21 protein-coding genes and 1 pseudogene are annotated in these 26933 nt (G+C 64.2%); 17 read left to right on the top strand and 5 right to left on the bottom strand.

Features of this window, described 5'->3' with window-relative positions; all coding sequences use genetic code 11:
• The first annotated feature begins 84 nt into the window (after positions 1-84).
• Positions 85-1353, top strand: a complete 1269-nt coding sequence (gene mshC, locus BJL86_RS08170) for a cysteine--1-D-myo-inosityl 2-amino-2-deoxy-alpha-D-glucopyranoside ligase (RefSeq protein WP_067471167.1) — start codon at positions 85-87, stop codon at positions 1351-1353.
• Here mshC and BJL86_RS08165 read toward each other — a convergent pair.
• Entirely contained in the window at positions 1350-2330 is a 981-nt protein-coding gene (locus tag BJL86_RS08165; RefSeq protein WP_082908284.1) for a PAC2 family protein, read from the bottom strand. The genes mshC and BJL86_RS08165 overlap by 4 nt on opposite strands.
• Before the next feature lie 214 nt (positions 2331-2544).
• Between BJL86_RS08165 and metH the strand changes: the two genes are divergently transcribed.
• Positions 2545-6126 carry a methionine synthase gene (gene metH / locus BJL86_RS08160; protein ID WP_067471170.1) on the top strand — a complete coding sequence of 1194 codons (3582 nt, stop codon included), beginning with the start codon at positions 2545-2547 and terminating at the stop codon, positions 6124-6126.
• A gap of 54 nt (positions 6127-6180) precedes the next feature.
• On the top strand, positions 6181-6891 hold the full coding sequence (locus tag BJL86_RS08155; protein ID WP_156515175.1) for a TetR/AcrR family transcriptional regulator: 711 nt from the start codon (positions 6181-6183) through the stop codon (positions 6889-6891).
• On the opposite strand, the gene BJL86_RS08150 is transcribed toward BJL86_RS08155, so the two are convergent.
• Together BJL86_RS08150 and BJL86_RS08145 are read right to left on the bottom strand one after the other, a co-directional pair.
• Positions 6888-8306 (bottom strand): dynamin family protein, encoded by a 1419-nt coding sequence (locus BJL86_RS08150; RefSeq protein WP_082908285.1) that lies wholly within the window; start codon positions 8304-8306, stop codon positions 6888-6890. The genes BJL86_RS08155 and BJL86_RS08150 overlap by 4 nt on opposite strands.
• On the bottom strand, positions 8303-10144 hold the full coding sequence (locus BJL86_RS08145) for a dynamin family protein (protein ID WP_067471374.1): 1842 nt from the start codon (positions 10142-10144) through the stop codon (positions 8303-8305). Before BJL86_RS08145 ends, BJL86_RS08150 begins: the two co-directional genes overlap by 4 nt.
• Before the next feature lie 252 nt (positions 10145-10396).
• Between BJL86_RS08145 and BJL86_RS08140 the strand changes: the two genes are divergently transcribed.
• The 3 genes from BJL86_RS08140 to hisG are packed head-to-tail and all read left to right on the top strand — an operon-like array spanning position 10397 to position 12192.
• Complete coding sequence (locus tag BJL86_RS08140; protein WP_067471174.1) at positions 10397-11068, top strand: HAD family hydrolase; 672 nt, start codon at positions 10397-10399, stop codon at positions 11066-11068.
• A gap of 5 nt (positions 11069-11073) precedes the next feature.
• Positions 11074-11337 carry a phosphoribosyl-ATP diphosphatase gene (locus BJL86_RS08135; RefSeq protein ID WP_067471176.1) on the top strand — a complete coding sequence of 88 codons (264 nt, stop codon included), beginning with the start codon at positions 11074-11076 and terminating at the stop codon, positions 11335-11337.
• Between the two features lie 9 nt (positions 11338-11346).
• Positions 11347-12192 (top strand): ATP phosphoribosyltransferase, encoded by an 846-nt coding sequence (hisG, locus tag BJL86_RS08130; RefSeq protein ID WP_067471178.1) that lies wholly within the window; start codon positions 11347-11349, stop codon positions 12190-12192.
• 72 nt (positions 12193-12264) lie between these two features.
• Here the strand turns inward: hisG and BJL86_RS08125 are convergent, their stop codons facing one another.
• Entirely contained in the window at positions 12265-13152 is an 888-nt protein-coding gene (locus BJL86_RS08125) for a RecB family exonuclease (RefSeq protein WP_082908287.1), read from the bottom strand.
• A 49-nt stretch (positions 13153-13201) separates the two neighbouring features.
• Between BJL86_RS08125 and BJL86_RS08120 the strand changes: the two genes are divergently transcribed.
• From BJL86_RS08120 to BJL86_RS08070, 11 genes and pseudogenes are all read left to right on the top strand, one after another.
• Entirely contained in the window at positions 13202-14083 is an 882-nt protein-coding gene (locus tag BJL86_RS08120; protein ID WP_067471181.1) for a tRNA (adenine-N1)-methyltransferase, read from the top strand.
• 69 nt (positions 14084-14152) lie between these two features.
• Complete coding sequence (gene arc, locus BJL86_RS08115) at positions 14153-16006, top strand: proteasome ATPase (protein ID WP_067471183.1); 1854 nt, start codon at positions 14153-14155, stop codon at positions 16004-16006.
• Positions 16007-17521 (top strand): depupylase/deamidase Dop, encoded by a 1515-nt coding sequence (gene dop / locus BJL86_RS08110; protein WP_067471186.1) that lies wholly within the window; start codon positions 16007-16009, stop codon positions 17519-17521.
• Positions 17522-17559: 38 nt separating this feature from the next.
• Complete coding sequence (locus BJL86_RS08105) at positions 17560-17736, top strand: ubiquitin-like protein Pup (protein ID WP_067471188.1); 177 nt, start codon at positions 17560-17562, stop codon at positions 17734-17736.
• Complete coding sequence (gene pafA, locus BJL86_RS08100; protein ID WP_067471191.1) at positions 17733-19130, top strand: Pup--protein ligase; 1398 nt, start codon at positions 17733-17735, stop codon at positions 19128-19130. Before BJL86_RS08105 ends, pafA begins: the two co-directional genes overlap by 4 nt.
• A gap of 5 nt (positions 19131-19135) precedes the next feature.
• Positions 19136-20110, top strand: coding sequence for a helix-turn-helix transcriptional regulator (locus BJL86_RS08095; RefSeq protein ID WP_067471192.1), 975 nt, complete (start codon positions 19136-19138; stop codon positions 20108-20110).
• Positions 20107-21141, top strand: coding sequence for a helix-turn-helix transcriptional regulator (locus BJL86_RS08090; RefSeq protein WP_067471194.1), 1035 nt, complete (start codon positions 20107-20109; stop codon positions 21139-21141). Before BJL86_RS08095 ends, BJL86_RS08090 begins: the two co-directional genes overlap by 4 nt.
• 217 nt (positions 21142-21358) lie before the next feature.
• Positions 21359-21685, top strand: a pseudogene (gene tatA / locus BJL86_RS08085) (Sec-independent protein translocase subunit TatA); the annotation flags it as partial.
• Between the two features lie 303 nt (positions 21686-21988).
• Positions 21989-23008, top strand: a complete 1020-nt coding sequence (gene tatC / locus BJL86_RS08080; protein WP_156515183.1) for a twin-arginine translocase subunit TatC — start codon at positions 21989-21991, stop codon at positions 23006-23008.
• Between the two features lie 105 nt (positions 23009-23113).
• Positions 23114-25744, top strand: a complete 2631-nt coding sequence (locus BJL86_RS08075; RefSeq protein ID WP_156515176.1) for a DEAD/DEAH box helicase — start codon at positions 23114-23116, stop codon at positions 25742-25744.
• Positions 25745-25810: 66 nt separating this feature from the next.
• The gene (locus tag BJL86_RS08070) at positions 25811-26275 is read left to right on the top strand and encodes an SRPBCC family protein (RefSeq protein WP_067471200.1); all 465 of its coding nucleotides are present in this window, start codon (positions 25811-25813) and stop codon (positions 26273-26275) included.
• A gap of 66 nt (positions 26276-26341) precedes the next feature.
• Here the strand turns inward: BJL86_RS08070 and BJL86_RS08065 are convergent, their stop codons facing one another.
• Positions 26342-26917 (bottom strand): dihydrofolate reductase family protein, encoded by a 576-nt coding sequence (locus BJL86_RS08065; protein WP_067471202.1) that lies wholly within the window; start codon positions 26915-26917, stop codon positions 26342-26344.
• Positions 26918-26933 lie beyond the last annotated feature (16 nt).

Below are 26933 nucleotides of genomic sequence, written 5' to 3'. Positions count from 1 at the left end.
GAATCCCGGCAGTCCGCCTCTTCTGATCCCCTTGAAGTCGGAGGGTTTGCCGGGCGCGCGTGCGGGCGCTCTACACTGGCTCCTATGCGTTCATGGACCGGTCCTGCCCTTGACCCCGTCGCCGGATCCGCCCAGTCTCTGCGGCTGTACGACACCTCAACGAGAGTGCTGCGTCAGGTCCCCACAGGAGGCACGGTCGGCATCTACGTGTGTGGCATCACGCCGTACGACACCACTCATCTCGGCCACGCGGCGACTTATGTCACCTTCGACCTGATCATCCGTCTGCTCAACGACGCGGGGCAGCGAGTGCATTACGTGCAGAACATCACCGACGTCGACGACCCGCTGTTCGAACGTGCCGAGCGTGACGGCGTGGATTGGCGCGAACTCGGGTCCAGTGAGGTCGAGGCGTTCCGTCGCGACATGGAAGCGCTGTCCGTCCTTCCCCCGCAAGACTACGTCGGCGCGATCGAGTCGGTGGACGAGGTCATCGAGATGGTGGGGGAGCTCCTCGACGGCGGTAGCGCCTACCAGCTTGACGAGAACGAAAGCGGCGACGGTTACCGCGACGTGTACTTCCCGTTCAACGCATCGGGCAATTTCGGCTATGAGTCAAATTATTCACGCCCGGTCATGGACGACTTCTTCGCCGAGCGGGGAGGGGACCCGCACCGGCAGGGCAAGCGCAGCCCTCTCGATGCGTTGCTGTGGCGCGCCGCCCGCCCGGGCGAACCGAGCTGGCACGCCCCCTGGGGAGACGGGAGGCCTGGCTGGCACATCGAATGTTCGGCGATCGCCCGCAATCGTCTCGGAATGGGCTTCGCCATTCAGGGCGGAGGCGATGACCTCATCTTCCCGCACCACGAGTTCTCCGCGGCGCACGCCGAGGCAGCCTCCGGGGGAGGCCGATTCGCTCAGTTGTACGTGCACGCGGGGATGATCGGGCTCGATGGAGTCAAGATGAGCAAGTCTCTTGGCAACTTGGTGCGTGTCAGAGAGCTGGTACGCCAGGGTGTGGATCCCGCCGCGATAAGGCTCGGACTGTACGCCGGCCACTATCGGGAGGCCCGCTCCTGGTCGGCAACGGTGCTCAACGATGCCGAGGATCGGCTCCGCCTTTGGCGCGCGGCGATCTCAGCGGACGAACCGGCGTCCGCCGCGCCGGCCATCGTCAAGGTCCGAGAAGCGCTCTCGTTCGACCTCGACACGCCGCAGGCGCTGCGAATCATCGACGACTGGGCAACGAGTTGTCACGGGCCCAAGACCGGCGAACTGCGCGCGGAGCCTCAAACCGCCGACGGCGCCGAGATGGCCGGCGCCGTGCGCAACCTGCTCGGCGTCGACGTCTAACCGTCGTCGGACCTGCCCGGCGTTCCGCCGTCTGAGTCCGGGCCGAATTCGGTGGGAGGGCCGCCTCCACGACGTCCTTCGTCCTTCCCACCTGTCTGGAGGTAATGCTCGAACTCGGCCGCCAACTGGTCGCCGTCGACGAGCCGAATCCGTTCCTGTGGGGTGCGACGCACCTCGATACTCACGGAGGTGTCCTCGACGGAATCGAACTGTTCTTCCAGCTCGTGGACGTACCCCTGAAGGTCGTCGTCAGCTTCGGTCGCGCTGTCGACCTGCTGGCGCCATTCCTCGACCCGCCCCTCGAGCGCGAGGGTCGGCATGTCGAGCTCGGTCACCGACGACAACCACGTCAGTAAACGGAGCGTCGCTGCCGGTGCGGAATTGCCGGCCACGTAGTGGGGCACAGCGGCGAATGCCGTGGTCGCCGGCACGCCCTCCCGGGTAAACGCCTCTTGGAGAACCAGCGGCAGCCCGGCGGGACCATGGAAGTTGCCCGGTTCGAGGCCGACCTCCTGGAGCCGACGCTTCGAATACGAGGCACCACTGAGCGGGGTCTGCCGGGTGTGAGGAACATCAGCGCTGATCGAACCGAGAATGTAGACTTCGCGGACGCCAAACGTGTCTGCGAGCGTGAGCAGGTCCATCGTGAATGCCTGCCAATGTGAAGCAGGCTCCGGACCGAGAACGAGCAACACCTCGTTCTCGGAATCCGGGGGAGAGGCCGCGAAGATGTCGATGCTCGGAACAGAGAGCGACCGAACAACCCCGTCGACAAGCTCGACCGTCGGGCGGACCTGGCCGTAAGGGAAATAGACCTCGTCGGCGATCTTCGCGATCCCAGTGGTGTCCCATTCCAGCGCCAATTGTTCGAGGCCCTGCGTAGCGGCGTCGCCGGCGTCACTCCATCCTTCAAGCGCGATCACCATGATGGGAGCCGTGATCGACGGGGTTTCCTCGTCATTCCATGCCAAGCTCATTGTCCCAGGGTAAGTCCAAACGCAAGAAAGCACGAAGCGCCAACGCAAACGCCTGGGTTTCGATCGTTCCCGTGGACCCGCGCGGCCGTCTCGGTTCTTCCGAATGCCGCGATATCTAGGGAGGTCGGGTTCGCTTACAAGGCCAATGCGCAATTAATGCAGGACCGGACAGACCCGTTGGTGAACGATTTGCCATCGTCTCTAAACTGGGCATATGTCTAACTCTCGTGCCGCATCGGGTACCTCCTTCGATTCCCCGCTTTTCGACGCCATGGCGTCGCGAGTTCTCATCGGAGATGGTGCGATGGGCACGATGTTGCAGAACGTCGATCTCAGCGTCGAAGACGACTTCCAGGGCCTCGAGGGTTGCAACGAGATCCTCAATGTGACCCGTCCCGACGTCGTGGAGGATATCCACCGCGCATTCTTCTCGGCAGGCGCCGACATGGTCGAAACCAATACGTTCGGCTGCAACCTGTCCAATCTCGGCGACTATGACATCGCCGAGCGGATCGCCGAGCTCGCCGAAGCCGGTGCATCGATCGCCCGCAAGGTCGCCGACGAAGTGGGGCCGAGCGAGGACGGCGTGCCGCGCATGGTCCTCGGTTCGCTTGGACCGGGCACAAAGCTACCCTCCCTCGGACAGTCGACCTACGAGGAGATGCGCGATGCGTACGCCGAGGCCGGACGCGGGCTCGCCCTCGGTGGCATCGACGCGTTCCTGGTCGAGACTTCGCAGGATCTCCTTCAGGTCAAGGCGGCCGTCGTGGGCATCCAGCAGGGCATGGAGCAGGCCGGTCGCCGCATCCCGATCATCTCGCACGTCACTATCGAGACGACGGGCACCATGCTGCTCGGCTCGGAGATCGGCGCGGCCCTCAACGCACTCGAGCCTCTTGGTATCGACATGATCGGCCTCAACTGTGCCACGGGTCCGGCCGAAATGGTGGAACACTTGCGCTACCTGTCTCAGCACGCTCGGATCCCCGTGTCGGTCATGCCGAATGCCGGGCTTCCGGAACTGGGCAAAAATGGCGCGGTCTACCCGCTCGGGCCGGAGAAGTTCGCACCGGCGGTGGCCGATTTCGTTTCCGACTTCGGACTGTCCATGGTCGGTGGTTGCTGCGGCACCACACCTGAGCACATCACCCAACTTCGCGACGAGGTCTCGAAGCGGGAGAAGGCAACTCGCGAACCGGTCCTGGTCAACGGACTGTCGTCGCTGTATTCGGTCGAACCCTTCCGCCAGGATGCCGGCATCCTGATGATCGGCGAGCGGACCAATGCCAACGGCTCGAAACGTTTCCGCGATGCGATGCTCGATGCCGACTGGGGCACCTGCATGGATATCGCCAAGGAGCAGATCCGCGATGGCGCGCAGATGGTCGACCTCTGCGTCGACTACGTCGGTAGGGACGGCGCGCAGGACATGGCCGAGCTCGCAGGCCGGCTGGCCACCGCATCAACCCTGCCGATCATGATCGACTCCACGGAGCCTGCGGTCATCGAGGCGGGCCTGGAGCGTCTGGGCGGCCGTTGCGCGGTCAACTCCGTCAACTACGAGGACGGCGACGGCCCCGATTCCCGCTTCGTCAAAATCATGGAGCTTGTGAAGAAGCACGGCGCGGCCGTTGTCGGACTCACGATCGACGAGGAGGGCCAGGCGCGTACCGCCGAGCACAAGGTGCGAATCGCCGAGCGGATCATCACCGACCTCACCGAGAACTGGGGGATGGCCGAAGAGGACATCATCATCGACTGCCTCACGTTCCCGATTTCCACCGGTCAGGACGAAACCCGACGCGACGGCATCGAGACGATCGAGGCGATCCGCCGACTCACGGCGGCTCACCCCAAGGTGCACACCACGCTGGGACTATCCAACATCTCCTTCGGTCTCAACCCGGCCGCACGCCAGGTACTCAACTCGGTATTCCTCGCCGAGTGTGTTGAGGCAGGCCTGGACTCGGCGATCGCCCACTCGTCGAAGATCTTGCCGATGAGCAAGATCGACGAGCGTCCCCGCGAGGTCGCTCTCGATATGGTCTATAACCGGCGCTCGGAGGGTTACGATCCGCTATCGACCTTCATGGAGCTGTTCGAGGGCGTCTCCGCGGCCGGCGCGAAGGATGCCCGCGCCGCCGAGCTGGCCGCAATGCCGCTGTTCGATCGTCTTTCCGCGCGCATCGTCGATGGGGAGCGCAAGGGCCTCGAAGAGGACCTCGACGAGGCGATGAAGGAAATCCCTCCGCTGGAAATCATCAACACCCACCTGCTCGGCGGGATGAAGACGGTCGGCGAGCTCTTCGGCTCGGGTCAGATGCAGCTGCCGTTCGTACTGCAGTCCGCGGAGACGATGAAGGCGGCTGTCGCCCATCTCGAGCCGCATATGGAGGCCTCCGACGACGAGGGCAAGGGCAAGATCGTCCTCGCCACGGTCAAGGGCGATGTGCACGATATCGGTAAGAACCTCGTGGACATCATCTTGTCGAACAACGGTTATGACGTGGTCAACATCGGCATCAAGAAGCCGATCGCCGAGATCATCACCGCCGCCGAGGAAAACAAGGCCGACGTCATCGGCATGTCCGGGCTGCTCGTGAAGTCGACCGTGGTGATGAAGGACAACCTCTCGGAGATGAACTCCAAGGGTGTCGCCGGAAACTACCCGGTGCTACTCGGCGGCGCGGCCCTCACGCGCACCTATGTCGAGGGCGATCTGCAGGAGATGTATGACGGCGAGGTGTTCTACGCGCGCGATGCGTTCGAAGGGCTTCGTCTGATGGACGACGTGATGCAGGCCAAGAAGTCCGGCAATCCCGTCGCCCAGTCCGCCGAGGCCGCGGCGAAGGCCGCCGAACGCAAGGCCCGCCGCGAACGCAGCGAGCGGATCGCCGCCAAGCGCAAGGCCAACGAGAAGCCCGTGGAGATTCCCGAGCGCTCGGACGTGGAAGTAGATGTACCTCTGGCGACTCCGCCGTTCTGGGGCACGAGGATCGCCAAGGGGATCAGTGTCAATGATTACCTCGATCACCTAGACCAGCGCGCCCTTTTCATGGGCCAGTGGGGGCTTCGCGGTGTGCGCGGTGGGGAAGGCCCGTCGTACGACGATCTCGTCGCCAGCGAGGGACGGCCACGACTGCGCGAATGGATCGACCGGTTGACCACGGAGGGGATTCTCGCGAACGCCGCGGTCGTCTACGGCTACTTCCCGGCAGTCTCCGAGGGTGACGACGTCCTCATTCTCAGCGATCCCCACCCGGACGCCGAGGTAGTGCGCCGGATGAGCTTCCCGCGGCAGCAGCGATCCCGGTTCCTGTGCATCTCGGACTTCGTCTGTTCCCGCGAACGGGCCCGCGAGCTCGGCCAGGTGGACGTGCTGCCGCTGCAACTTGTCACCATGGGTCAGCCGATCGCCGACTTCGCGAACAAGCTGTTCGCCGCGAACGAATACCGCGACTACCTCGAGGTCCACGGTATCGGCGTGCAATTGACGGAGGCACTCGCCGAATACTGGCACCACCGCGTGCGCGACGAGCTCCGACTCCCGGACGGCGCCGTGTCGGACGAGGACTCAGAGGACATCAACGAGTTCTTCAACCTCAAGTACCGCGGCGCCCGCTACTCCTTCGGTTACGGCGCATGCCCGGATCTCGAGTACCGCACCGACATGGTCGAGCTTCTCGACGCAGGACGAATCGGTGTAGAGATTTCCGAGGAACTCCAGCTCCATCCCGAACAGTCGACGGACGCCTTCGTGCTGTACCACCCGGAGGCAAAGTACTTCAATGTGTAGCCAGCACCCGTCTAATCACTGATAAACCGACCACAGCACACTAAAATCGACACCATGCCAGAACGTTCCCGTGTGACACGGCAGAAACTGCTCGTCTCCGGCCGCCGCCATTTCGCTGAAGAAGGCTGGATGACGGCGCGCATTCGTGACATCGTCGCGGATGCCAAACAGTCCAACGATTCCGCGATCAACTACCACTTCGGGTCGCGGGCCGGACTGTTGCGCGCCATCCTGCGCATCGGAATCGAAGCGATGGAAGAGCAGCGCCAGAACGAAATCGACGCTCTCGCCGCCAGGGGCATCAAGGTCGACAAGAACCTCGACGTGTCGACGCTGTCCACGCTCGTCATCCGGCCGATCGCGGATGTACTGCGCTACAACGAGGGCGTGGAGTTCATTCGAATCGTCGGGCAGATCGGCCCCTACACCAGGGTCCAGAGCGCTCTACGCAACGAGGTCATGCAAGACACCGTGCTGCTCACGGAAGTCGAACTCCTCGTGGATTCGATCGCCCAGTCGATCGGAGAGACACCCGGACGCTACCGGATCCACAACTTCCTCATCGCGCTCATCGCGATACTCTCTGCGCGGGCGCTGGCGATTGCCGCAATTCGCCGCAAGAACTCCTCGGACGAAGACTACTCGGCCGAGGAAATCGATGACCTACTCGAGGAATCGGGCCAGCTCCGCCACGATCAGTTCGTCGACGAGGTCGTGTCCACGCTGTCCGCCGGGCTCGCTTCCGGGATCCCGAGCAATAACTAGCGACCGAGCCCCAGAGCGTAGAGGTACTTCGACAGCGCCGCGCGAGCGTCATCTTCCGCCGCGGAGATCCCGACGAACTGCAGCTGCTGCATCCGACCGAACACGTCCTTTGCGGCTGCGTCGACCGCGGCCGGGTCCGCATCCGCGGGCAATCCTACTGCCTCGGCCGGGCTTCCGGCGGCCAAGGCGCGACGTGCTATCGCCGTCAGCGGAGACTGCGGTGAGGACGCCACGAGTCCGCGATACGAGCGGAACAAGGCCACTTTGACCATCGCCGGGCGAGAGAAGAGCACCGCGAGAATGTGGCGCACGCGATCGCGGGCGGGGTGGTGGATGGCCAGTTGCTCGAGTTCCCCGGTGATCCGAAGCGCGCGCTGCATGGCTGCGAAGGGGAGAAGCTCACCACGAAGGTAGCCATCCAGCTCGCTCACACCGGAGGACGCGTCGAGCCACCCGGACAGTTCGGAGGCGCCACGTGCAGCGCGGTCGATGCCGTGGATCGTGCCGTACTCGCCGATGAGGTCGAGAATTATCTTTCGATCCAGCGCGCTGAAGACCCCGTCATCGGTGCGTTCGAGCTCTTCGAGCACGTCCTCGTAATCGAGGGAGCTGAGCTTGCCGAGCTGTCGGGAAATATGTTCGGTGACCTGACCGGTACGGGAGGCTTCGGCGAGGAGACCCGCGATGGGGATGACCGTAGACACCAGTTCCTCCATGCGGCCGGACAACACCCTCGAATATTCGCGAGCATGAGCCATAGGGTCTTTCGCGCCCATCGCACCCTCGCCGAAGGAATCGGCCCGGGCGAGCACACCGACCACGTTGAGCGGAGTAAAGCCGAGGCGGGACACGAAGTCGCGCTCGTGTGCCCGCGGCAGGCTCTCGAACACGAACACAGCGGCGTCAGCCTCTGTCGACGCCTGACGGGTTTGGTCATAGCCGGGCAGCAGCGCGCGCTTTGCGACCTCTTCGTTCTCGGCGGTGAGCGTGGCGAGCCCCGGGGTGTCGATGAGAGTCACGTCAGCGATGGCTCGGGAGGGCAGGAACCGGTCCACGTAGGAAATGTCCTCGACCGGGACCGGCAGTTCGGTGACGACGCCGGAGGCGTTCTGCGCGAGCATCCGCTCGCCGCCGCGTGTGACGACCTCGGCGCGCGACGGGGCGCCGTTGTGGAACACGGTGACCGCGTTGGTGACCTCGAGGGCGCCTGTGGCGGCGATGCGTTCCCCTACGAGAGCGTTGACCAGCGTCGACTTGCCGGCCTTGAGGCGGCCGACGATCACGACTCGCGGCGGGGAGAACAGGATCTGCCCCAGACGGTTGGCGTGGTCGATGAGGTCTCCGCCGTTCGCTGCCAGGGCGCGAAGGGCCTGGTCCAGCTCGGCGGTGACGGGATCCATATCGGGCGCGGTCACAGTGCGTTCCTCTGTTCCTCGGGCAGTCCGGCGATCACGGCCTCCAGATAGTCGATGTGCGAGGAGATGATCTTCGAATTCTTGCGTAAGCGCTCCGACTGACCCTTGCGAGAGCTCTCGTCGGCGCGCACGGCAGACTGAGCGGCCTGCAGGCGGCTCTGGATGTTGTCCTGCTCCCACCGAAGATGAGCGCGGTAGCGAACGACCATCTCAGTGCGCGAGAGATTGATGAGTGTGTCGATCTCACGACCGGCGGCGATACGCGCGCTATTACAGGACTCGCGCACCCATGTGTGCAGATGTTGCTTGCCGTTGCGCATCGCACGATAGGCGAGGTTGATGGCGATCCAGCCGCCTCCGACGGCCACTGCAGGGAACGCCACCATACTCAGGCCGACGGTTGCCAGGGCCGATGAACCAAGGGTGGCGAGGCCCGTGCCGCCGAGAACGCCGACGCTGATGACGCTCGGGTCGATGAGGTTGTCGGTCTTCTTCCCGACCTCACGGGAGGAGTACTGCTGCGGGCCGGCGAGTCCGCGGATCGCGGCGTCGGCGATCGCGAGCCACACGTTCTGGTCCTCGAAAAGCCGATCGCACTCGGATTTCAACGCCGCGGACATCGCGTGGATCGACTGCTCGATGGCCTTGTTGACGTCTGCCTCGATTTGCGCGGTGAACACCTGGGGCTTGCTTCGCAGGACGACGAGACCCGAGCGGTTGATCTCCTGCGTCCATTTTTCCTTGATCGACTCGAGCGCCAGATCGAACTCGCCGAGGACTCGCTGGCGAGCGACCGAGATGTTGCGCGAGAGGAACTGCTCCCATTCTTGTCCGTGGTCGCGTAGGCCCTTGAGTTCTTCTTTGCGGGTCTCGAGCTCCTCCACCACCTGAGACGGCTGCTCCGTGGCACGGATTTGCTCGTCGACGGTCTCGGAGACCTTCCTGAGCGCGGCAACACCGACGTTGAGGGCGACCGCCCGAGAGAGGGCGTCCGCACTGCGGGCACGCCTGGCGATGAGCGTACGCAGGGCCGCGATGCCGGAGGTCGACTCGATTCTCTCGCGACGCCCTGCGTCATCCAGCAGGAGCGCGGACTGCGCTCGGAGGCTTGAGACGCCGAGAACGGGAACCTCCATTCCGGCGTACTCGCGGATGAGGCGGCGGTTCTCCTCGACGATGGACCGCCAGCGGGTGAGTGCCTTGTCGATCTTCGACACGACGACAATGACCGACCCGACCGTCTCCGCCGCGCGGGTGAGGATGTCGATTTCCGGGGCGGTGATGGGAGTGGTCGCGTCGCACACCATGACCAGGATCCCGGCGCCGCGAGCCGAGGACAGGGCGAGGTCCACCGCTGCGTCGTCGAGGCCGCCGGCGCCAGGGGTGTCGACGAGAACCGCCCGCAGCTCCACGCCGTGGCCGATGTGGACGGTGGCATGGGAGGGGAGTTCGACGACGTCGGCGGCGTTGACTCGCGCCCCGGCGGTGGTCGACCAGGATCCGAGCTCGGCGAGAGCATGGGACTCGGAATGATCGCCGAAGTGCAGGTCGACGCTCTCGGACGATTCGGCGTCCACGGGAAGCACCTGGATCGGCATCGACGTGGACTCGTCGACGTCGGAAGGGAGGAGCCCGGGTCGTCCGACGAGGGCGTTGACCAGGGAGCTCTTGCCGCGCTTGACCTCGCCGACCACGACGACGCTCGCCGTGGACTCGGTGGCGAAGAATTTGGATTCGATGAGAGAGGCTGCGTCGGTCTCCCCGTATTTGCGTAGGATGCCCGCGCTGTTGCGTACATAGTCGGTGAGCGATTTCTTCGCCGCTGCCGGTGCCGACACGAAAGGCACTCCCTTCCGCTCCCGGGGGAGCGATTCACTCGTCCCGCGGCGTGAATCGACCACGCCGAGACGCTGTATGTACGCACGTTTCACCAAGCACCGTAATTGGCGCCGACAATCGAGTATCCCGCAGAGGTGGCCCAACTTCTAGTGCCGCGAGGCGCCCGGCCGGCATTTCTTTGCCTCCGGCGAGCGGTGCCGGAGCTCACGGGCCCTGCGGGGTGTGGCCCAGAACGCGTAGCGTGGGCGATTGTGACGACGCCGCGCGCAGTATTTCTCGACATGGATGGCACGCTCATCGACTCGGAAAAGCTCTGGGACATCGCCGTCGGTGAGCTCAGCGAGGCGATGGGCCGCCGGGTGGACGACGAGACCCGACGCCGCACCCTCGGCGCCTCGACGGAGACGTTCTTCGCGGTTCTGTCCGAGTACACCGGGCACGCCGTGGATACCGCGGAGGAATTCGAGCGGCTCAAGGCGATCTTGCATACGCGTGTCGCCGAGCTCTTCGGCACCGATCTCGAATGGCGCCCGGGCGCGCAGCAACTGCTCGACGGGCTCGCCGAGCGGGGCGTCCCGCTCGCCCTCGTGACAAACACCGAGTCCACGCTGATGGCCGCGCCCCTGGACGTGATCGGAAAAACCCGCTTCTCCGCCGTCATAACCGGGGATGCGGTGGCCAACGCGAAGCCGGCGCCGGATCCGTATCTCGCCGCCGCGGATGCGCTGGCAGTCGCGCCGGGGGAGGCCGTGGCCATCGAGGATTCGGTGACCGGCGCGAGTGCCGCGGTCGCTGCGGGATGTCGCGTGCTCTACGTGCCGACCGAGCCGGAACAGCCCGACGTCGACGGTGCCACACGAGGGGAGAGCCTCGTCGGCGTCGACCTCGACGTACTCGCCGACCTCGGCGGTGTGGGACAATAACGCGCGTGAAATCCTTCGATTCTCTTTTCGCCGAACTCGCCCAGCGCATCGCCGAGCGTCCCGAGGGCTCGGGCACCGTCGCGGCCTTCGACAAGGGCATTCATCACCTGGGCAAGAAGATCAACGAAGAGGCCGGGGAAGTGTGGATCGCCGCCGAGTATCAGAGCGACGAGGAACTGTCCGAAGAGATTTCCCAGCTGCTCTATTGGACTCAGGTGATGATGCACAAGCGCGGCCTGAGCCTCGACGACGTCTACCGCTACCTGTAAGGAGAACGCATGCTGCGCGTGGCCATGCCGAATAAGGGCTCACTTTCCGAGTCCGCCGCCCACATGCTCGCCGAGGCCGGGTACAAGCGGCGCGGTGAGGGCAAGGACCTCACCGTTCTCGACCAGCACAACGGCGTCGAGTTCTTCTTCCTTCGTCCCAAGGACATCGCGATCTATGTCGGTAACGGCCAACTCGACCTGGGGATCACGGGCCGCGATCTCGCCGCCGACTCGAAGGGCGACGTTTCCGAGCTGCTCGCGCTCGGTTTCGGGCACTCCACGTTCCGCTACGCCGGTCCCGCAGGCGAGGGCTGGGATGTCGACAAGCTCGCCGGGGCTCGCATCGCGACCTCGTACCCGAACATCGTGCGCGACGACCTGGCCGAGCGGGGCATGGAGGCGACGGTGATCCGCCTCGACGGCGCCGTGGAGATCTCGATCCAGCTCGGCGTCGCCGACTGCATCGCGGACGTCGTCGGCTCGGGGCGAACCCTGCGCGCACACGGGCTCGAGGCATTCGGCCCGATGTTGTGCGACTCGGAGGGCGTGCTCATCGGGCGCAGGGGCGCGGAGACGACCACCCAGATGCGTCAGCTCATCGCGCGCCTGCAGGGTGTGGTTTTCGCCCAACAATTCATGATGCTCGACCTCGACTGCCCGAAAGAGCTTCTCGATACCGTGACCGAGATCGTACCCGGCATCGAGTCGCCGACCGTCTCGCCGATGGCCGACCCGAATTGGGTCGCCGTGCGCTCGATGGTTCCGCGCGCCGACATGAACACGATCATGGACCAACTCTCGGCCGCAGGCGCAAAGGCGATCCTGGCCTCCGACATCCGGTCCTGCCGGATGTGATGACGGCGGAGGCCACGAATTTCGGTGCCTCCGACGTCATCGGCGAGCCTCCAGCGGCGGCAGCGGTCGGTCTCAGCCGACCTGGCGCGTGCCCGGCCAGCCCGGATATTCCGGCGGCGTCCCACCGAATGCGGGACAGTGGGCCTTGTGGTTGCACCAACCGCACAGCTTCGACGTCTTCGGCTCGAAAGTCCCCTCCTTGCCGTCACGCTCGATATCGGCCCACAGCGCGTCGAGTTCGCGGGCGGTCTCGGCGAGCATGTGGTCGGTGGGCGACAGCGTGAGGAACGATCCGTTCTTCAGATAGATGAGCTTGAGCTGGGTCGGGATATCACCTCGGATGAGGAAATACATGAGCGCGTAGAACCTCATCTGCGCGAGCGCCGTTCGCTCGTACCCCGGCCGGGGCGGCTTGCCAGTTTTGTAGTCGACGACCCGTACCTCGCCCGTGGGCGCGACGTCGATGCGGTCGACGAACCCGTGCAATGGGGTGCCGTGTTCTGTGGCGGTGACGAGATAGTCCTCACACGACGTCGGGTCGAACCGGGTCGGGTCCTCGACGACGTAAAGGCCGCGGACGAGCTGCGCCGCCTCGCCGGTGAACGCCTCGTGCTTATCCGGCTCGATGACGTCGGCGGCGATACCGCCCTCGGCGAGCGACTTCTCGGCCTCTGCCTCGGCAAGGGCGGTGGCCTTCGCCGTCGTCCGCTCGGACTGGGGAAGGGCGTAGAGATTCTCCAACGCCGAATGAACGGTGGTGCCGAGCACCTGCGCCTTCGTCTTCGGCTCCGGCAGCTTGTCGATAGTGCGGAGGCGATAGAGCAGCGGGCACTGACGGTAATCCGAGGCTCGAGAAGCCGACAGGGCGAGCGGCCGCGGTCGCGCGACCTTCTTGGGTTCGGGCATGCCCGGGAGCTGTGCCGTTTCGGGCGTGGTTTCGGATTCGGAAGTACTGCTCATACCTGGCAGGGTAATGGGCACGAGTCGAAAGAACCCCAACCGGCGCGGGATGCCGTCGCATCCTGCGCACAGACAGAAAGGTCTAACCACGGTGCAACGCTCAGGCGCCTTCGTTCAGGGAGACCGCGTTCAGCTCACAGACGCAAAAGGTCGCAAGTACACGGTCGTGTTGCAGCCTGGTTCGGAATTCTTCACCCATGCCGGCGCCGTCCGGCACGACGACCTGATCGGCACCGCCGAGGGAAGCATCGTCACCTCGACCGGGGACGCCGCGTATCTCGCGCTGCGCCCGCTGCTCACGGACTACGTGCTATCCATGCCGCGCGGCGCCCAGGTGATCTACCCGAAGGACGCCGCGCAGATCGTCCACGAGGGAGACATCTTCCCCGGGGCGCGCGTGCTCGAGGCAGGCGCCGGCTCCGGGGCACTGACATGTTCGCTCCTCCGCGCCGTGGGCCCGGAGGGCGAGGTGATCTCCTACGAGATCCGCGAGGATCACGCGGTGCATGCCGAACGAAACGTGAAGACGTTCTACGGCGAGCACCCCGAGAACTGGCAGCTTCGCGTCGCAGACCTCGCAGACACGACGGTCGAACAACTCGGCGGGCCCGTCGACCGAATCATCCTGGACATGCTCGCGCCGTGGGAGACGCTTCCAGCGGTGCACAAGGTACTCCGACCCGGCGGCGTGCTCATCTGTTACGTCGCGACGACGACGCAGATGTCCCAGGTCGTCGAGGCGCTACGCGATCAGCAGAATTGGACCGAGCCGCGGGCCTGGGAATCGATCAACCGAGACTGGCACGTCGTCGGTCTCGCCGTCCGACCCGAGCACAGAATCCAAGGTCACACCGCTTTTCTCATTACCGCACGGCGGTTGGCGGACGGCGTGACGACCATCAAACGGCAGCGTCGTAGCGGAAAGCATTAGAGTAGGAAGGTACGCCTTAGAACTGATAGGGCCCAACAACACAGTCGTCGATGAAAGAAGGTGAGTTGCGTGACGGACCGCACTCAAAGCGGCGATTCCTCCTCGGTGGCCCAGATCTCGCGGGAAGAACTAAGCGGCCTTCGCAGCAAGCTGCAGCACTCCGAGCGGAGCGCTCGCGAGAAGACCATCAAGGTGGACGCGCTGTCGTCCCGCAACGCCAGGCTCGCAGACCTCCTGAAGGATGCGCGCGACCAGCTCGAGGCGCTCAAGGGTGAGGTCGAGCGGCTCGGAACCCCGCCGTCGACATACGGGGTCGTCGTGGCGCTCGGCGAACCCGTCGCCGGCGAGGACGACACGGTGTCCATGTCGAGCGCGGCGCGCGGCCGGATGGCGCAGGCGGACCAGCTCTCCGGGGCCAGCGGAACCTTGCCGGGATCGGCGAGCTCGGACATCGAAACAGCCGAGGTCATGACTTCCGGCCGGCGCATGCTGCTCACGATCTCGCCCAAGGTCAAACCCGCTGACCTTCGCCCCGGCACAGTCGTACGGCTCAACGAGGCCCTGACCATTGTCGAGGCGCTTCCCGAGCAGAGCGGTTTCGGAGTGACCGCCACGCTTCGTGATGTGTTGTCCGACGGTGAGCGCGCTCGCGTCGTCATGGGCAACGACGAAGAGCACATAGTTTATCTCTCGCACGAGCTGCGCGGCGAGCGGCTGCGTGGCGGGGTCTCACTACTCGTCGACACCAAGTCCTCGTTCGCGTTCGAAGTCGTTCCGAAGGCCGAGGTCGACGACCTGCTGCTCGAAGAGGTCCCAGACGTGTCCTACACCGAGATCGGCGGCCTCGGGCGCCAGATCGAGGAGATCCGGGACGCCATCGAGCTACCGTTTCTCCACCAGGACCTCTACCACGAGTTCCACTTGTCACCACCGAAAGGACTGCTGCTCTACGGTCCTCCCGGCTGCGGCAAAACGCTCATCGCCAAGGCAGTGGCTCGCTCGCTCGCCGAGGCCTCCGCGCGCCAGCACACAAACACCGCAGGTGACGGGAGACAAGACAAACTCACGGACTCCGACGTCATACCCGAATCGAGTTTTCTGTCGATCAAGGGACCGGAGCTGCTCAACAAGTACGTCGGCGAGACCGAGCGGCACATCCGCAACGTCTTCGAGCGAGCCCGGGACAAGGCCACCGACGGACACCCCGTCATCGTGTTCTTCGACGAGATGGACTCGATTTTCCGCACCCGCGGCGCCGGGGTGTCCTCGGACATGGAGACGACCGTCGTACCTCAGCTGCTCGCCGAGATCGATGGCGTAGAGGATCTGCGCAACGTCATCATCATCGGCGCCTCGAACCGTGAGGATATGATCGACCCGGCGATCCTGCGCCCCGGCCGCCTCGACCTCAAGATTCGCATCGACCGTCCCGGCCGCGACGAATCCCGCGACATCCTGTCGAAATACGTCGTCGGAGCTCTGCGGTTCGAGCCCGCCGAGGTCGGCGACGCCGATCCCTCCGCCCACGCGGCCATGATCACCGACAAGATCGTCGAGCACCTGTTCCGCAGGGAGCACTCGACGCACTACGCGACACTGCGGTTCGCCTCGGGCAAGACGCAGGACCTCTACCTCGCGGACCTCGTGTCCGGCGCCATGCTGCGCAATGTCGTGGATCGAGCGAAGAAGCTCGCGATCAAGGACATCGTCGCCGGCGACGGGCAGGGCCTCACGCTCGAGCATTTCCTCGACTCCGTGGACGCGGAATTCGGGGAAAGCACGGACCTGCCCAACACCTCCAATCCGCAGGAATGGGCCAGGCTCACCGGCGTGCGTGGCGAACGCGTCGTCGAGGTGCGCGCGGTCGCCGCGAAGGATCTCGCCGCCGACGCGAGCGCCGGGGCCGCTGGAAAGGATGCATAGATGACGTCGGAGGCAGAAACCACCGGGCGGATCCTCGGCACCGAGATCGAGTTCGGGATATCGGTACCGGGAGCGCCCCTGATTTCGTCCATCGTCACCTCCACGCAGGTCATCCGCGCTTATGACGAGCCGGAGGTCTCGCCGGTGGCGAACGCCCGATGGGACTACGATTCGGAGTCGCCGATGCGCGACGCTCGTGGCTTCGACCTGTCCGAGGCGCGCCCGACGTCCCTGATGGATCCCAGCGAGTTCGGAATCACCAACCGCGTACTGCGAAACGGCGCGCGTTTCTATGTCGATCACGCGCACCCCGAGTATTCCTCGCCGGAGGTGACCTCTCCGCGGGACGCGGTCCTGTGGGACAAGGCGGGGGAGCGGATCATGCACCAGGCCGGAGTCGACTCCGCTGCGACGGAGGGCAACGAAACCGTCCGCCTCTACAAAAATAATGTCGACGGTAAGGGCGCATCCTACGGCACACACGAGAACTATCTCGTCCGGCGCGATGTCGACTTCGACGTCATCGCCGAGAATATCGCTCCGCACTTCGTCACCCGCCAGGTGTTCACGGGATCCGGGCGCGTCGGGATCGGGCAATTCGGCGAACGCGCGGGGTTCCAGCTTTCGCAGCGCGCAGACTATATCGAGGTGTTCTCGGGCCTGGAGACGACGCTTCGTCGCGGCATCATCAACACACGCGACGAGCCGCACGCCGACGACGATAAATGGCGCCGGCTTCACGTCATCATCGGCGATGCGAACCTCGCCGAACTTGCCACCTTTCTCAAGATCGGCACTACCTCGCTCGTCCTCAATGCGATCGAGGGAGGAATTCGTTTCGACGATCTCCAGGCACTGGACCCGCCGCAGGCCGTGCAGACCATCAGCCACGACATCTCGCTCGCACGAGAGATCCACCTCGCCGACGGCCGGTCGATGACCGCTCTCGCGCAGCAGCGGGAGATCCTGCGCCGGGTCACCGAATTCTGCCGCGACCACACCGTTCCGGAATGGTCCGCCGATGTGCTGGCCGAATGGTCCGACATCCTCGACCGGCTCGCCGAGGACCCGATGGGCTGTGCGGATTGCCTCGACTGGCCGGCCAAACTTGCACTGCTCGACGGCTTGCGCACTCGCGATGGACTTGAATGGGATTCGCCGAAACTAGCCGCACTCGATATCCAGTACAGCGATATCGACCCCGACCGAGGCCTCTACAATCGTCTAGCCGCACGCGGCCGGATCCGCAGACTGCTCACCGATGAGGAGATCGAGGCGGCTGCGCTGACCCCACCCACTGACACGCGTGCGTGGTTGCGCGGGCAGGCGATCTCCAGGCTCGGCGAGCATGTGTTCGCTGCCGGTTGGGACCAGCTCACCATCGTAGATTCGGACGGCGAGCCCCGTTACGTGGAGATGCCCGATCCGTACGCAGGGAATAAGAAGGAGGTCGACGACCGAGAGCACTTGCTTTCCATCGACGGCCCCTCGCGCCTCGTCGCGGGCATATCCTAGATTCAGCACGCCAAGCCAGTACGAAGGGAAGCGTCCATATGGCTCAGATCAACACCACTCGTTCGTCCGGGGGAGAAGGCGACGACGAGGCCGGCCAGGTAGCGAAGGCAGCCAACACCTCCGAGGCGGACTCGCTGCTCGACGAGATCGACGACATCCTCGAGACCAACGCCGAAGAGTTCGTGAAGTCGTATGTGCAAAAGGGTGGACAGTGATCCGTCGTATCGTCGGTATCGAGACCGAGTTCGGCATCACCTCCGTCTCTGCGCGCGGGTCGAGAGCGTTGGGCGCCGATGAGGTAGCCCGCTTTCTCTTCCGCCCGATCGTCGAGCGTTCGCGTTCGTCCAATGTGTTTCTCGCCAACGGCTCGCGGTTATACCTGGACGTCGGCTCGCACCCCGAGTACGCGACGGCGGAATGCGACGGCCTGCGTCAACTCATCGCATACGACAAGGCCGGGGAGCGGGTAGTCGATGATCTCGCGGTCGAAGCCGAGCGGATGCTCGCCGAGCAAAGCATCCTCGCGAAGGTCTTCATCTTCAAGAACAACACCGATTCGTCCGGTCACTCCTACGGTTGCCACGAGAATTATCTCGTCGATCGAACGACCACGCTCCGCGATATCGCCGTCGAGTTGCTGCCGTTCCTCGTGTCTCGCCAACTCATCTGTGGCGCGGGCAAAATCCTCACAGAACCGAACGGGGAGGTGCGGTATTGCTTCTCTCAACGTGCAAAACACATGTGGGACGGGGTGTCCTCGGCGACGACGCGCTCCCGGCCGATGATCAACACTCGCGACGAGCCCCACGCGGATTCGAAGAAGTTCCGGCGCATGCACGTCATCGTCGGCGATTCGAACATGATAGAGGCCTCCACGATGCTCAAGGTCGCCTCCACGCGACTTGTTCTCGAGCTACTCGAGTCCGGTGTGTCGATGAGTCATCTCGCCATCGCGAACCCGGTGCGCGCCATTCGGGAAATCTCTCGTGACCTCACCGGCACTGCGGAGATCGCACTCGCCGACGGAACCACCACGAGTGCCCTCGCGCTCCAGCGCGAGTTCCTCTCCGCCGTCAAGACCTATTTTGACGGCGGCGGTTGCGACCGCTCCGACCGCGAGGATTACGCGGCAATGATCGAGCTTTGGGAGCGGGCGCTCGACGCTGTCGACAGTGGTGACTATTCGTCCATTGCCACGGAGATCGACTGGGCTGCGAAGCTTCAACTCATCCGGGCGTACCAGGACAAGGGCGGCCTCGAACTCGACGATCCGAAGCTCGCGCAGGTCGACCTGACGTACCACGATGTGCGCCCGGGGCGCGGGATCGTCTCGCTACTCGAAGCGCGGGGCAAGGCCGCGAAGATTGTCACCGACGAGGAGATCGAGGCCGCTCGTGTCGAAGCGCCGACCACGACACGGGCCAAGCTACGCGGGAAGTTCATCGCCGCAGCCGAAGCTGCCGGAGCAGAATTCACCGTCGACTGGGTACATCTCAAAGCCGGCGCCGGGACATCGACGGCAAGCAATACTGTCGCGCTGCTCGACCCCTTCGTCCAATCCGATGAGCGTGTCGACAGCCTCATCGCCACTTTTTCTTCCGTACCCTAGGATCCGTGTCCACCTCGAAGTCTCAGCGCCTGGTCAACTTGGTGATTTGTCTGCTCTCAAGGGAGCAATTCATCTCCGCCGAGCAGATCCGATATACCGTGCAGGGCTACGAGGATGCGTCGACGCAGAGCTCGTTCGAGCGCACCTTCGAGCGGGATAAGGCCGAACTCGAAGCGGCCGGGGTTCATCTCGAAACCGGCCCGACCATGGATAACGAGGCAACGCCGGGGTACCGGATTCGACGCGCCGACGTGGAATTGCCGCCGTTGGAGCTCACGCCGCGCGCTGCTGGTGTGCTCGCCATCGTCAGCGAGGTATGGAGCGGGGCTGCGCGCAATGCCGAGTTGACCGGCGCACTGACTAAGCTGCGCGCGGGCGGGATCCGGCCACAACTGGCGACTCCGGTTGCCGCCGACCCCGGCGATTCCCGGGAACTAGAGCTCGCCGCGGATCTTGCCGAATTCAGTACTAAGAACCTGGTGGTGACGTTTTGCCACACGGGCGCGGGCGAGCTCGATCCGCTGCCGCGGCGGCTTGAGCCGTGGCTCGTCGGTACCCACGAGGCGCATTGGTACGTCGTCGGTTACGACCTCGACAGGGACGACGTGCGCTGTTTTCGGCTGTCGCGGATCGCGGAGCTCTCACCGGTCAAGAACCAGACCGCCGAGCATCCCCGGCCGCCGGTCGAGGAGATCCAGCGCATTCTCGAGGAGTCCGTTCGGACCTTCGATCCGAGCATCGACGCGCGGGTGTGGGTGGCCAAGGGGTCGGGGGCGGAGCTTCGCGCCCACTCTCATCGTTCGACGGAATCCGCGCTCGGCGGCGTCGACGGGGAAGAGCTCGAACTTTCTTCGGTCTCACTGGTCACCATTGCAGAGCTCGTAGCTGGTGCCGGACCCAATGCGAGGGCACTCGAACCTCCCGAGCTCGTGGACGCGGTAACAGGGACCCTACGAGCAGCGTTGGAGGCCGTCCGATGACCCCCCGTTCGCCAGTGTCCGCGGACAAAATGCTCACCGTCCTCGCGTATTTTCGCGAACAAGGTGGTCCGGTCGCCGTAGCCGACGCCGCGCGTGAGCTCTCGCTTACCGAGAAACAACTCCGCGACACGTTGAGCCAGCTGTGGTGCTGTGGACTTCCCGGCCACGGGCCCGGCCAGCTCGTCGACCTCGCATTCTGGAGCGAGGTAAGCGACAAGGACCACGGTGGATGGGTCGACGACGCCTCCGACCCCGCTCACGAGGTGGATGCGTTCGACGACTACACCGACCTCGCAGAGGCCGACTTCGTCGAGGTTACCTTTTTCGCCGGGATAGACCGTCCCCTGCGGCTTACCTTCGAAGAGGCGATCACCCTCAAGACTGCGCTCGCCACATTGGTGGGTCGCCCGGAAGTCGTGGACCAGGAGGGGCTCGACGAAGCGCTGCGGATGCTGGGCACCATTTCGCCGGCCAACGCAAGCCTGGACGCAGCCTCGACCACGGCTCCGGCGCCGTCAACAAGTGAGAAAGCAGCCGAACACCTGCGGTCCGCCCTTGAATCGGGTTTGGCGGTCCGGTTCGTCTATCACTCGGCGGGCTCGGATTCGACGAGGATTCGTATCGTCGATGGCGGACGTCTGCACGTGCAGGCCGAGCATGCATATCTCCGCGGAGTGGACCGTGAGATCGGGGAGTGGCGTACTTTCCGCACCGACCGAATCGCGCACGTCGAACCTCTTGGCACCTCTCACCCGGTGGGGCCCGAACCGGAACAGGCGTCCACCACCCCGACACAATCCATTCGCGCGGTCGTTCCGGCCGGTTCGGCATGGTTTGTCGAGCAATACCCGTTCCGCGATATCCATTGGCGGGAGGACGGATCCGCCGAGGTGACGGTCGACTACTACAACCCGGACTGGTTGCGACGGTTCCTACTCGGAAACGCGACGACCCTACAGCCACTGGACGAGGAGCTACGTACGGAAATCGCCGAGCAGGCGCATGAGGCGCTTTCTGCGTACGGAAATTAGTGGCCTCACCCCGACGCTTAACCAAGTGTTAGCCGGGAAGTTGCTGTGAGGTCACTGTCTCCAATTGACCTGCATGACACCGTCTCCATACTCTTGAATCATCTTGAGCGGCACCCATTCCAGCAGGGGTGGAGTCCACCGCACGGCGGTCCGGCGATAGGGCTGCGGCGGGGTACGATTGTGCTGCGAGAAGCGAAAGAAACGGAAGGTACTCCCAATGGGCGGATTAAGCCCCTGGCATTTGCTTATTTTCTTGGCGGTAGTCGTGCTGCTCTTCGGCGCGAAGAAGCTCCCGGACGCCGCGCGCGGGCTCGGACGCTCGATGCGCATTTTCAAGTCCGAGGTCAAGGAGATGCAGCACGAGGGCAAGGACGGCGAGCAGCCTCAACAGGCTCTTCCGTCGAATGCCCAGTACCCGCAGGGTGATCAGCAGTACCAGCAGTATGCACAGCCGCAGCAGAACTTCCAGCAGCCCCAGCAGGCGTACCAGCAGCAGCCGCAGCAGCAGGGTGGTTTCCAGCAGGGCTACCAGCAGCCGCAGCAGCAGGGTGGTTTCCAGCAGGGCTACCAGCAGCCGCAGCAACAGAACGTGAATCCGGGTCAGCCCTACAACCCGGGCGAGAACGCCCCGTACAACCCGGGTACTCAGAACCAGTAGGCACATGCATGCCGCTCGACCCTCGTGTGCGGGGGTCAGGCGCGCTGGGGAAGGACGAACACGGCCACAATGAGCGACAGCGGAGTCTCCGCGCCACAGGCGCATCAGCCGGCTCCCGGCGATGGACCGGCCAAACCGTCCGCGAAGACTCGCCGCCGCAAGCGCACCAAGAGAGCTCCGGACGGCTCGATGCCGATCATGGAGCACATTTATGAGCTCCGGAAGCGAGTGTTGATTTCGGCGGCTGCGGTCTTGATCATGACCATCTTCGGCTTCATGTGGTACCAGTACTCGCTCGGACCTATCCAATCGCTTGGCAGTATTCTGACCGGCCCATACTGCTCTCTGCCGGAGTCCGCACGTGCGAGCTTCAACGCCACCGACGAGTGCCGTCTTCTCGCCACCGGCCCGTTTGAGCAGTTCATGCTGCGTCTCAAGGTCGCACTCACCGCCGGTGCGGTTCTTTCGTGCCCGGTGTGGCTGTACCAGCTGTGGGCGTTCATCGTGCCCGGCCTCCACCAAAAGGAGCGCCGCTTCGGGCGGATCTTCACCACCCTCGCCGCTTTGCTGTTCGTTGCAGGCGCCGTAATCGCCTATATCGTCGTCTCCCAGGCGCTCGACTTCCTGCTCACGGTTGGCGACGACGTGCAGGTAACGGCCCTTTCGGGTAGCGAATACTTCAACTTCGTCATCTACCTGATCCTGATCTTCGGCGTGAGTTTCGAGATTCCGCTGCTCGTGGCAATGCTCAATGTTGTCGGGGTGTTGTCCTACGAGCAACTGGCGAAGGCGCGGCGTGGCATCATCGTTGCCATTTTCGGGTTCGCCGCCGTCATGTCACCGGGCTCGGATCCGTTCTCCATGCTCGCCCTCGCCGTCGCCGTGTGCGTGCTGGTGGAGGTCGCCACCCAGTTCGCGCGCATCAACGACAAGCGTAGGGGCAAGAACAAGCGCGATTGGGATGAGCTCGACGACGACCAAGCGTCGCCGATCACTGCCGAGGAAGCCGGTACTTCCGGCAACGCCTACCAGCCGTCGTCCGTAGGTAGCCCGGCGCCGATCGGCACCGGCGCAGACCACTACGGAACCGCCTCTCTCGGTGTAGGTGGTAGCGCCCCACTACCTCCGCCCAGTGCCGCTCCAGGGCCCTATCCGAACCCCGGACAATCCGGTCCCGTGAATCCTGGCAACTATGACGACGTGCTTTAAATTCGTCGATGTACATGTCTCCGACGCACAAGTGATTTCTTGACTAACTCCTCTTCCGCCGGCAGCGCCACCGAGGGCCCTGACTCGATAGAGTCGCGTCCTCTGTTGACCTCATTTCTCACAGCATCGAACGTTCGGCCGGACGAGTTCCAGCAACAGGCTTTCGACGCACTCGACGACGAGCGGGATGTGCTCGTATCCGCCCCGACAGGGTCGGGCAAGACGCTCATCGGGGAGTACGCCGCACACCGCGCGCTCGCCCGCGGCGGCACCTGCGTCTACACCACTCCGATCAAGGCGCTGAGTAACCAGAAGTTCCGGCAATTCCGTTCCCGCTTCGGCACCGATGCGGTCGGCCTTCTCACCGGAGACCATTCGATCAACCCCGACGCCGACGTCGTTGTCATGACGACGGAGGTACTCCGCAACATGATCTACGCGGAATCGTCTATTCTCGAATCCCTCTCGTGCGTGGTGATGGACGAGATCCACTATCTCGGCGATCGCTCTCGAGGTGTCGTGTGGGAGGAGATCATCCTCACCCTCGGCACCCACGTTCAACTCGTCGGTTTATCGGCCACAGTCTCCAACGCGGACGAGCTGGGGGATTGGCTCTCAAGTGTGCGCGGCGATACCGCCGTGATCAGCAGCACCCATCGCCCGGTTCCGCTTCGGCATCTCCTCTTGCGCGAAGGCGAGATGGTACCGATCACCGACGGGCTGCTCCGCGAGAGCCGCGGAAGGGGAGAGGGCTATCACGATCGGCGCATGTCGACCAAGGGCCGTCCGCTGTGGGCCAAGCGTCTCGATGCGATAGAGGCTCTCGACGACGAAGAGCTTCTCCCCGCCATCTACTTCATCTTCTCCCGTGCGGGCTGCGACGGTGCCGTCGAGCAGATGCGCCGAAGCAGGCTCCGTCTCACGACAAAGGTAGAAGCACGCGATATCGGCGCGTTCGCCGACGAAGCGGTTCGCGAGGTTCCCGCCGCCGACCTTGAGGCATTGGACTACGCCGCTTTCCGATCAGGACTCACCGCGGGGATCGCGGCGCACCACGCCGGGATGCTTCCCCTGTTCCGCACAATCGTCGAGGAACTATTTTCCGACGGGCTCATCAAGGTCGTTTTCGCCACCGAAACGCTCGCCCTCGGTATCCACATGCCCGCCCGAGCGGTCGTTCTGGAAAAGCTCACCAAGTTTGACGGCGAGGGGCATGTGCCGCTCACTGCTGCGCAGTATTCGCAGATCACCGGACGCGCGGGCAGGCGCGGAATCGATATCCTCGGCACCGCCGTCACCCTCGACGATCCCGAGCTCGACCTCCACGTCCTGATCAATCTCGCCAACTCGCCGAAGTTCCCTCTACGAAGCGCGTTCGCGCCCGACTATTCGATGGCCGTCAACCTCGTGTCCACCATCGGCGACAAAGAAGCCGAGGCCCTCGTCGGACGTAGCTTCGCCCAGTTCCAAATAGACAAGGACGTCGTACGCGAAGCCTCCGCGCTCGAACACACGCGCCGTCAGGCCGCCGAACGCCGAGACGCACTCGACCGGCTCGACCCACCGGCCGAGCTCGACGACTACATGGCGCTGCGGGCGAAGCTCACCGCGCTCGAGCGTGAGCACAAGCAGAAACAACGCGAACACGCCGATGCCGAGATCGCGAAGGCGCTCACGCGAACCGATGAGGGCGACGTGCTTCTCATCGATCGCAAACGCCTCGCGTTCCTCGGAACGGTGCTTACGGTGAAGAGCGATTCGCCCACCGCTGCGCGCGTGCTGTGCCTTCTCGACAACGGTCACACCAAGTGGCTCGATGTCCGCGACTTCCACCGCCCGCCCATCACCGTCGGGCGTCTCGTGCTTCCTTCGGGGCGTCGCGCGACGACCGGAGGAAACCGTAAGCGACTCGTCGGACAGATGGATCGGCTTGCGCCGAAAGCTCGGGCGCGCGCGAAGAAACTCCGAAAGAAGGAGAACCGTCCCTCGGATCCCCGGATCGGCGCGGCGCGGCGAGAACTTGCCGCTCACCATCTGCATGGAAACGAAAAACTCGAGCTCTGGGCAAAGGCGTGGCACGCGTGGAACGAGGTCGCCGCACGAGAGCAGACACTGACCAGGCGCATCGAAGACGACCAGGCATCGCTCGCCCGGCGCTTCCGGCGAATCGTCAATCTTCTTCGTGAGTTCGGCTACCTCGAGCAAGGCCGGGGCGGACAGATCGTCGCGACCGAGGAAGGCGCCTTGCTCGCACGGGTGCACTCGGAACAGGAACTGCTCATCACCGAAGTGGTTCGCGGCGGCGCGTGGGCGGGCCTCGATTCAGCCGAACTCGCCGCGTGCGTCGCCGCAGTGGTGGCACATGGGCGGCGCCAACAAACCGTCCGGCCGCCGAGCTCTCCGAAGCTGCAGGAGGCCCTGGCCGCGACCGAGGCCTCGGCGAACAAGATTTCCGCAGCCGAGCGCAAACGCCAGCTTCCGCAGACGAGCGATATCGATCTCGCACTGGCCCCCGTGATCCACCATTGGGTATCGGGAGGTTCGCTGTCGGAGGTGCTCGCGGCCAGCTGGCAAGAAGGTGTGGACCTTACGGCGGGCGACTTCGTGCGCTCGGCAAGGCTTGTGCTCGACGGACTGATTCAGGTCGCCAAGATCGCCGACGATCAGACCGCGAAGAGAGCCCGGAACGCCGCCGACATGATCCGCCGCGGCGTCGTCGACGAGAAAATCACCTAAACACCTGAAAACCGTCTCTGCCCAGGGGCACCTGCACGAGCACACCGGCAGTGGCACAGTGGGGTCATGACGGAAAACAGCGAAAGCATCACCGTATCCCGCACGATCGACGCGCCGGCCGACAAGATCTTCGACGTCCTGTCGCTACCGGCCCGGCACAACGAGATCGATGGGTCGGGGACCGTCCGATCCGCGGAGGACACCGAACGGATCTCTGCGGTCGGCGACGTCTTCGTGATGAACATGTACGCCGAGAAAATGGGCGGCGAGTACAAGATGTTCAACCACGTCACCGGTGTCATCGAGAACAAACTCGTCAGCTGGCAACCGGCCCAGGAAAAGAATAAAGACGAACCCGCTGGCTGGGAATGGGTATGGGAAATCGAGTCCGAGGGATCGGCCGAGTCCAAGGTGACCTTGACGTACGACTGGCGCAAGGTCACCGACGAGAAGCTCAAGCAGATCCTCCCCGCGTTTTCGGAGGACGCACTCGAAGAGTCGCTCAACGCTCTCGCCAAGGCAGTCGCCTAGAGCGTTGACCCACACACGGCCCGTACCGACGTGGACATGTTTCCCATCGGTACGGGCTTTTGCACGCTAGGCGCCCACAACCTGATACTCCAGCCGGGCGAACTGGCCGTCCTGGCGTACACCGACGAGGCGGAGGCGGTCGGACTCAATACGCCTGGGAAGCAAAGGCGCGCCGCCTGCGAGCACGACCGGTGCCACAGTCAGGTAGATCGCATCGAGGGCGCCGGCATCGAAGAACTGGCCGACGAGATCGCCTCCGCCGACAAGCCAGATATCTCCGTCGCCCGCTGCGTCCCTCATCCTGTCGAGTTCGTCTGACACATGTCCGGTGACGACGCGTACCGCAGATTCCGGCGGCACCCAGAGTGTTCTCGTGGAAAACACGTGCACCGGCTTATTTCCGAAAAGCTCTGTCCATCGTCCCGGAGATTCCCGAATGTTCTCGTGCGCGAGTAGCCATTCGTAGGTGGTCGATCCCATGACGATGGCCGCGGCCTCTGCCATCGGACTGTCGGCCCACTCGTCCTTCTCGGACGGGCCGGAGGGTTCTTGCGGAACGTCGAACAACCACTGCAGAGAATGATCGGCGTCGGCGATGAAGCCATTCATCGAGGTGGCGGTGTCAAAGAAAATTCTGCCCATGTCGGAGACGCTACAG

The organism is Dietzia timorensis (genome assembly GCF_001659785.1).
GTDB classification, from domain to species: domain Bacteria; phylum Actinomycetota; class Actinomycetes; order Mycobacteriales; family Mycobacteriaceae; genus Dietzia; species Dietzia timorensis.
Note: the sequence above shows the minus strand (reverse complement) of the source record. Positions and strands in the feature narration are given on the sequence as shown.

Bases quoted from the DNA above. Each gene is read 5' to 3' on its own strand.
- BJL86_RS08065 (WP_067471202.1), bottom strand. From the start codon at position 26,917: ATGGGCAGAATTTTCTTTGACACCGCCACCTCGATGAATGGCTTCATC.
- metH (WP_067471170.1), top strand. From the start codon at position 2,545: ATGTCTAACTCTCGTGCCGCATCGGGTACCTCCTTCGATTCCCCGCTT.
- BJL86_RS08120 (WP_067471181.1), top strand. From the start codon at position 13,202: ATGCCGTCGCATCCTGCGCACAGACAGAAAGGTCTAACCACGGTGCAA.
- BJL86_RS08070 (WP_067471200.1), top strand. From the start codon at position 25,811: ATGACGGAAAACAGCGAAAGCATCACCGTATCCCGCACGATCGACGCG.
- BJL86_RS08105 (WP_067471188.1), top strand. From the start codon at position 17,560: ATGGCTCAGATCAACACCACTCGTTCGTCCGGGGGAGAAGGCGACGAC.
- BJL86_RS08090 (WP_067471194.1), top strand. From the start codon at position 20,107: ATGACCCCCCGTTCGCCAGTGTCCGCGGACAAAATGCTCACCGTCCTC.
- BJL86_RS08155 (WP_156515175.1), top strand. From the start codon at position 6,181: ATGCCAGAACGTTCCCGTGTGACACGGCAGAAACTGCTCGTCTCCGGC.
- dop (WP_067471186.1), top strand. From the start codon at position 16,007: ATGACGTCGGAGGCAGAAACCACCGGGCGGATCCTCGGCACCGAGATC.
- tatC (WP_156515183.1), top strand. From the start codon at position 21,989: ATGCCGATCATGGAGCACATTTATGAGCTCCGGAAGCGAGTGTTGATT.
- hisG (WP_067471178.1), top strand. From the start codon at position 11,347: ATGCTGCGCGTGGCCATGCCGAATAAGGGCTCACTTTCCGAGTCCGCC.
- BJL86_RS08125 (WP_082908287.1), bottom strand. From the start codon at position 13,152: ATGAGCAGTACTTCCGAATCCGAAACCACGCCCGAAACGGCACAGCTC.
- mshC (WP_067471167.1), top strand. From the start codon at position 85: ATGCGTTCATGGACCGGTCCTGCCCTTGACCCCGTCGCCGGATCCGCC.
- BJL86_RS08165 (WP_082908284.1), bottom strand. From the start codon at position 2,330: ATGAGCTTGGCATGGAATGACGAGGAAACCCCGTCGATCACGGCTCCC.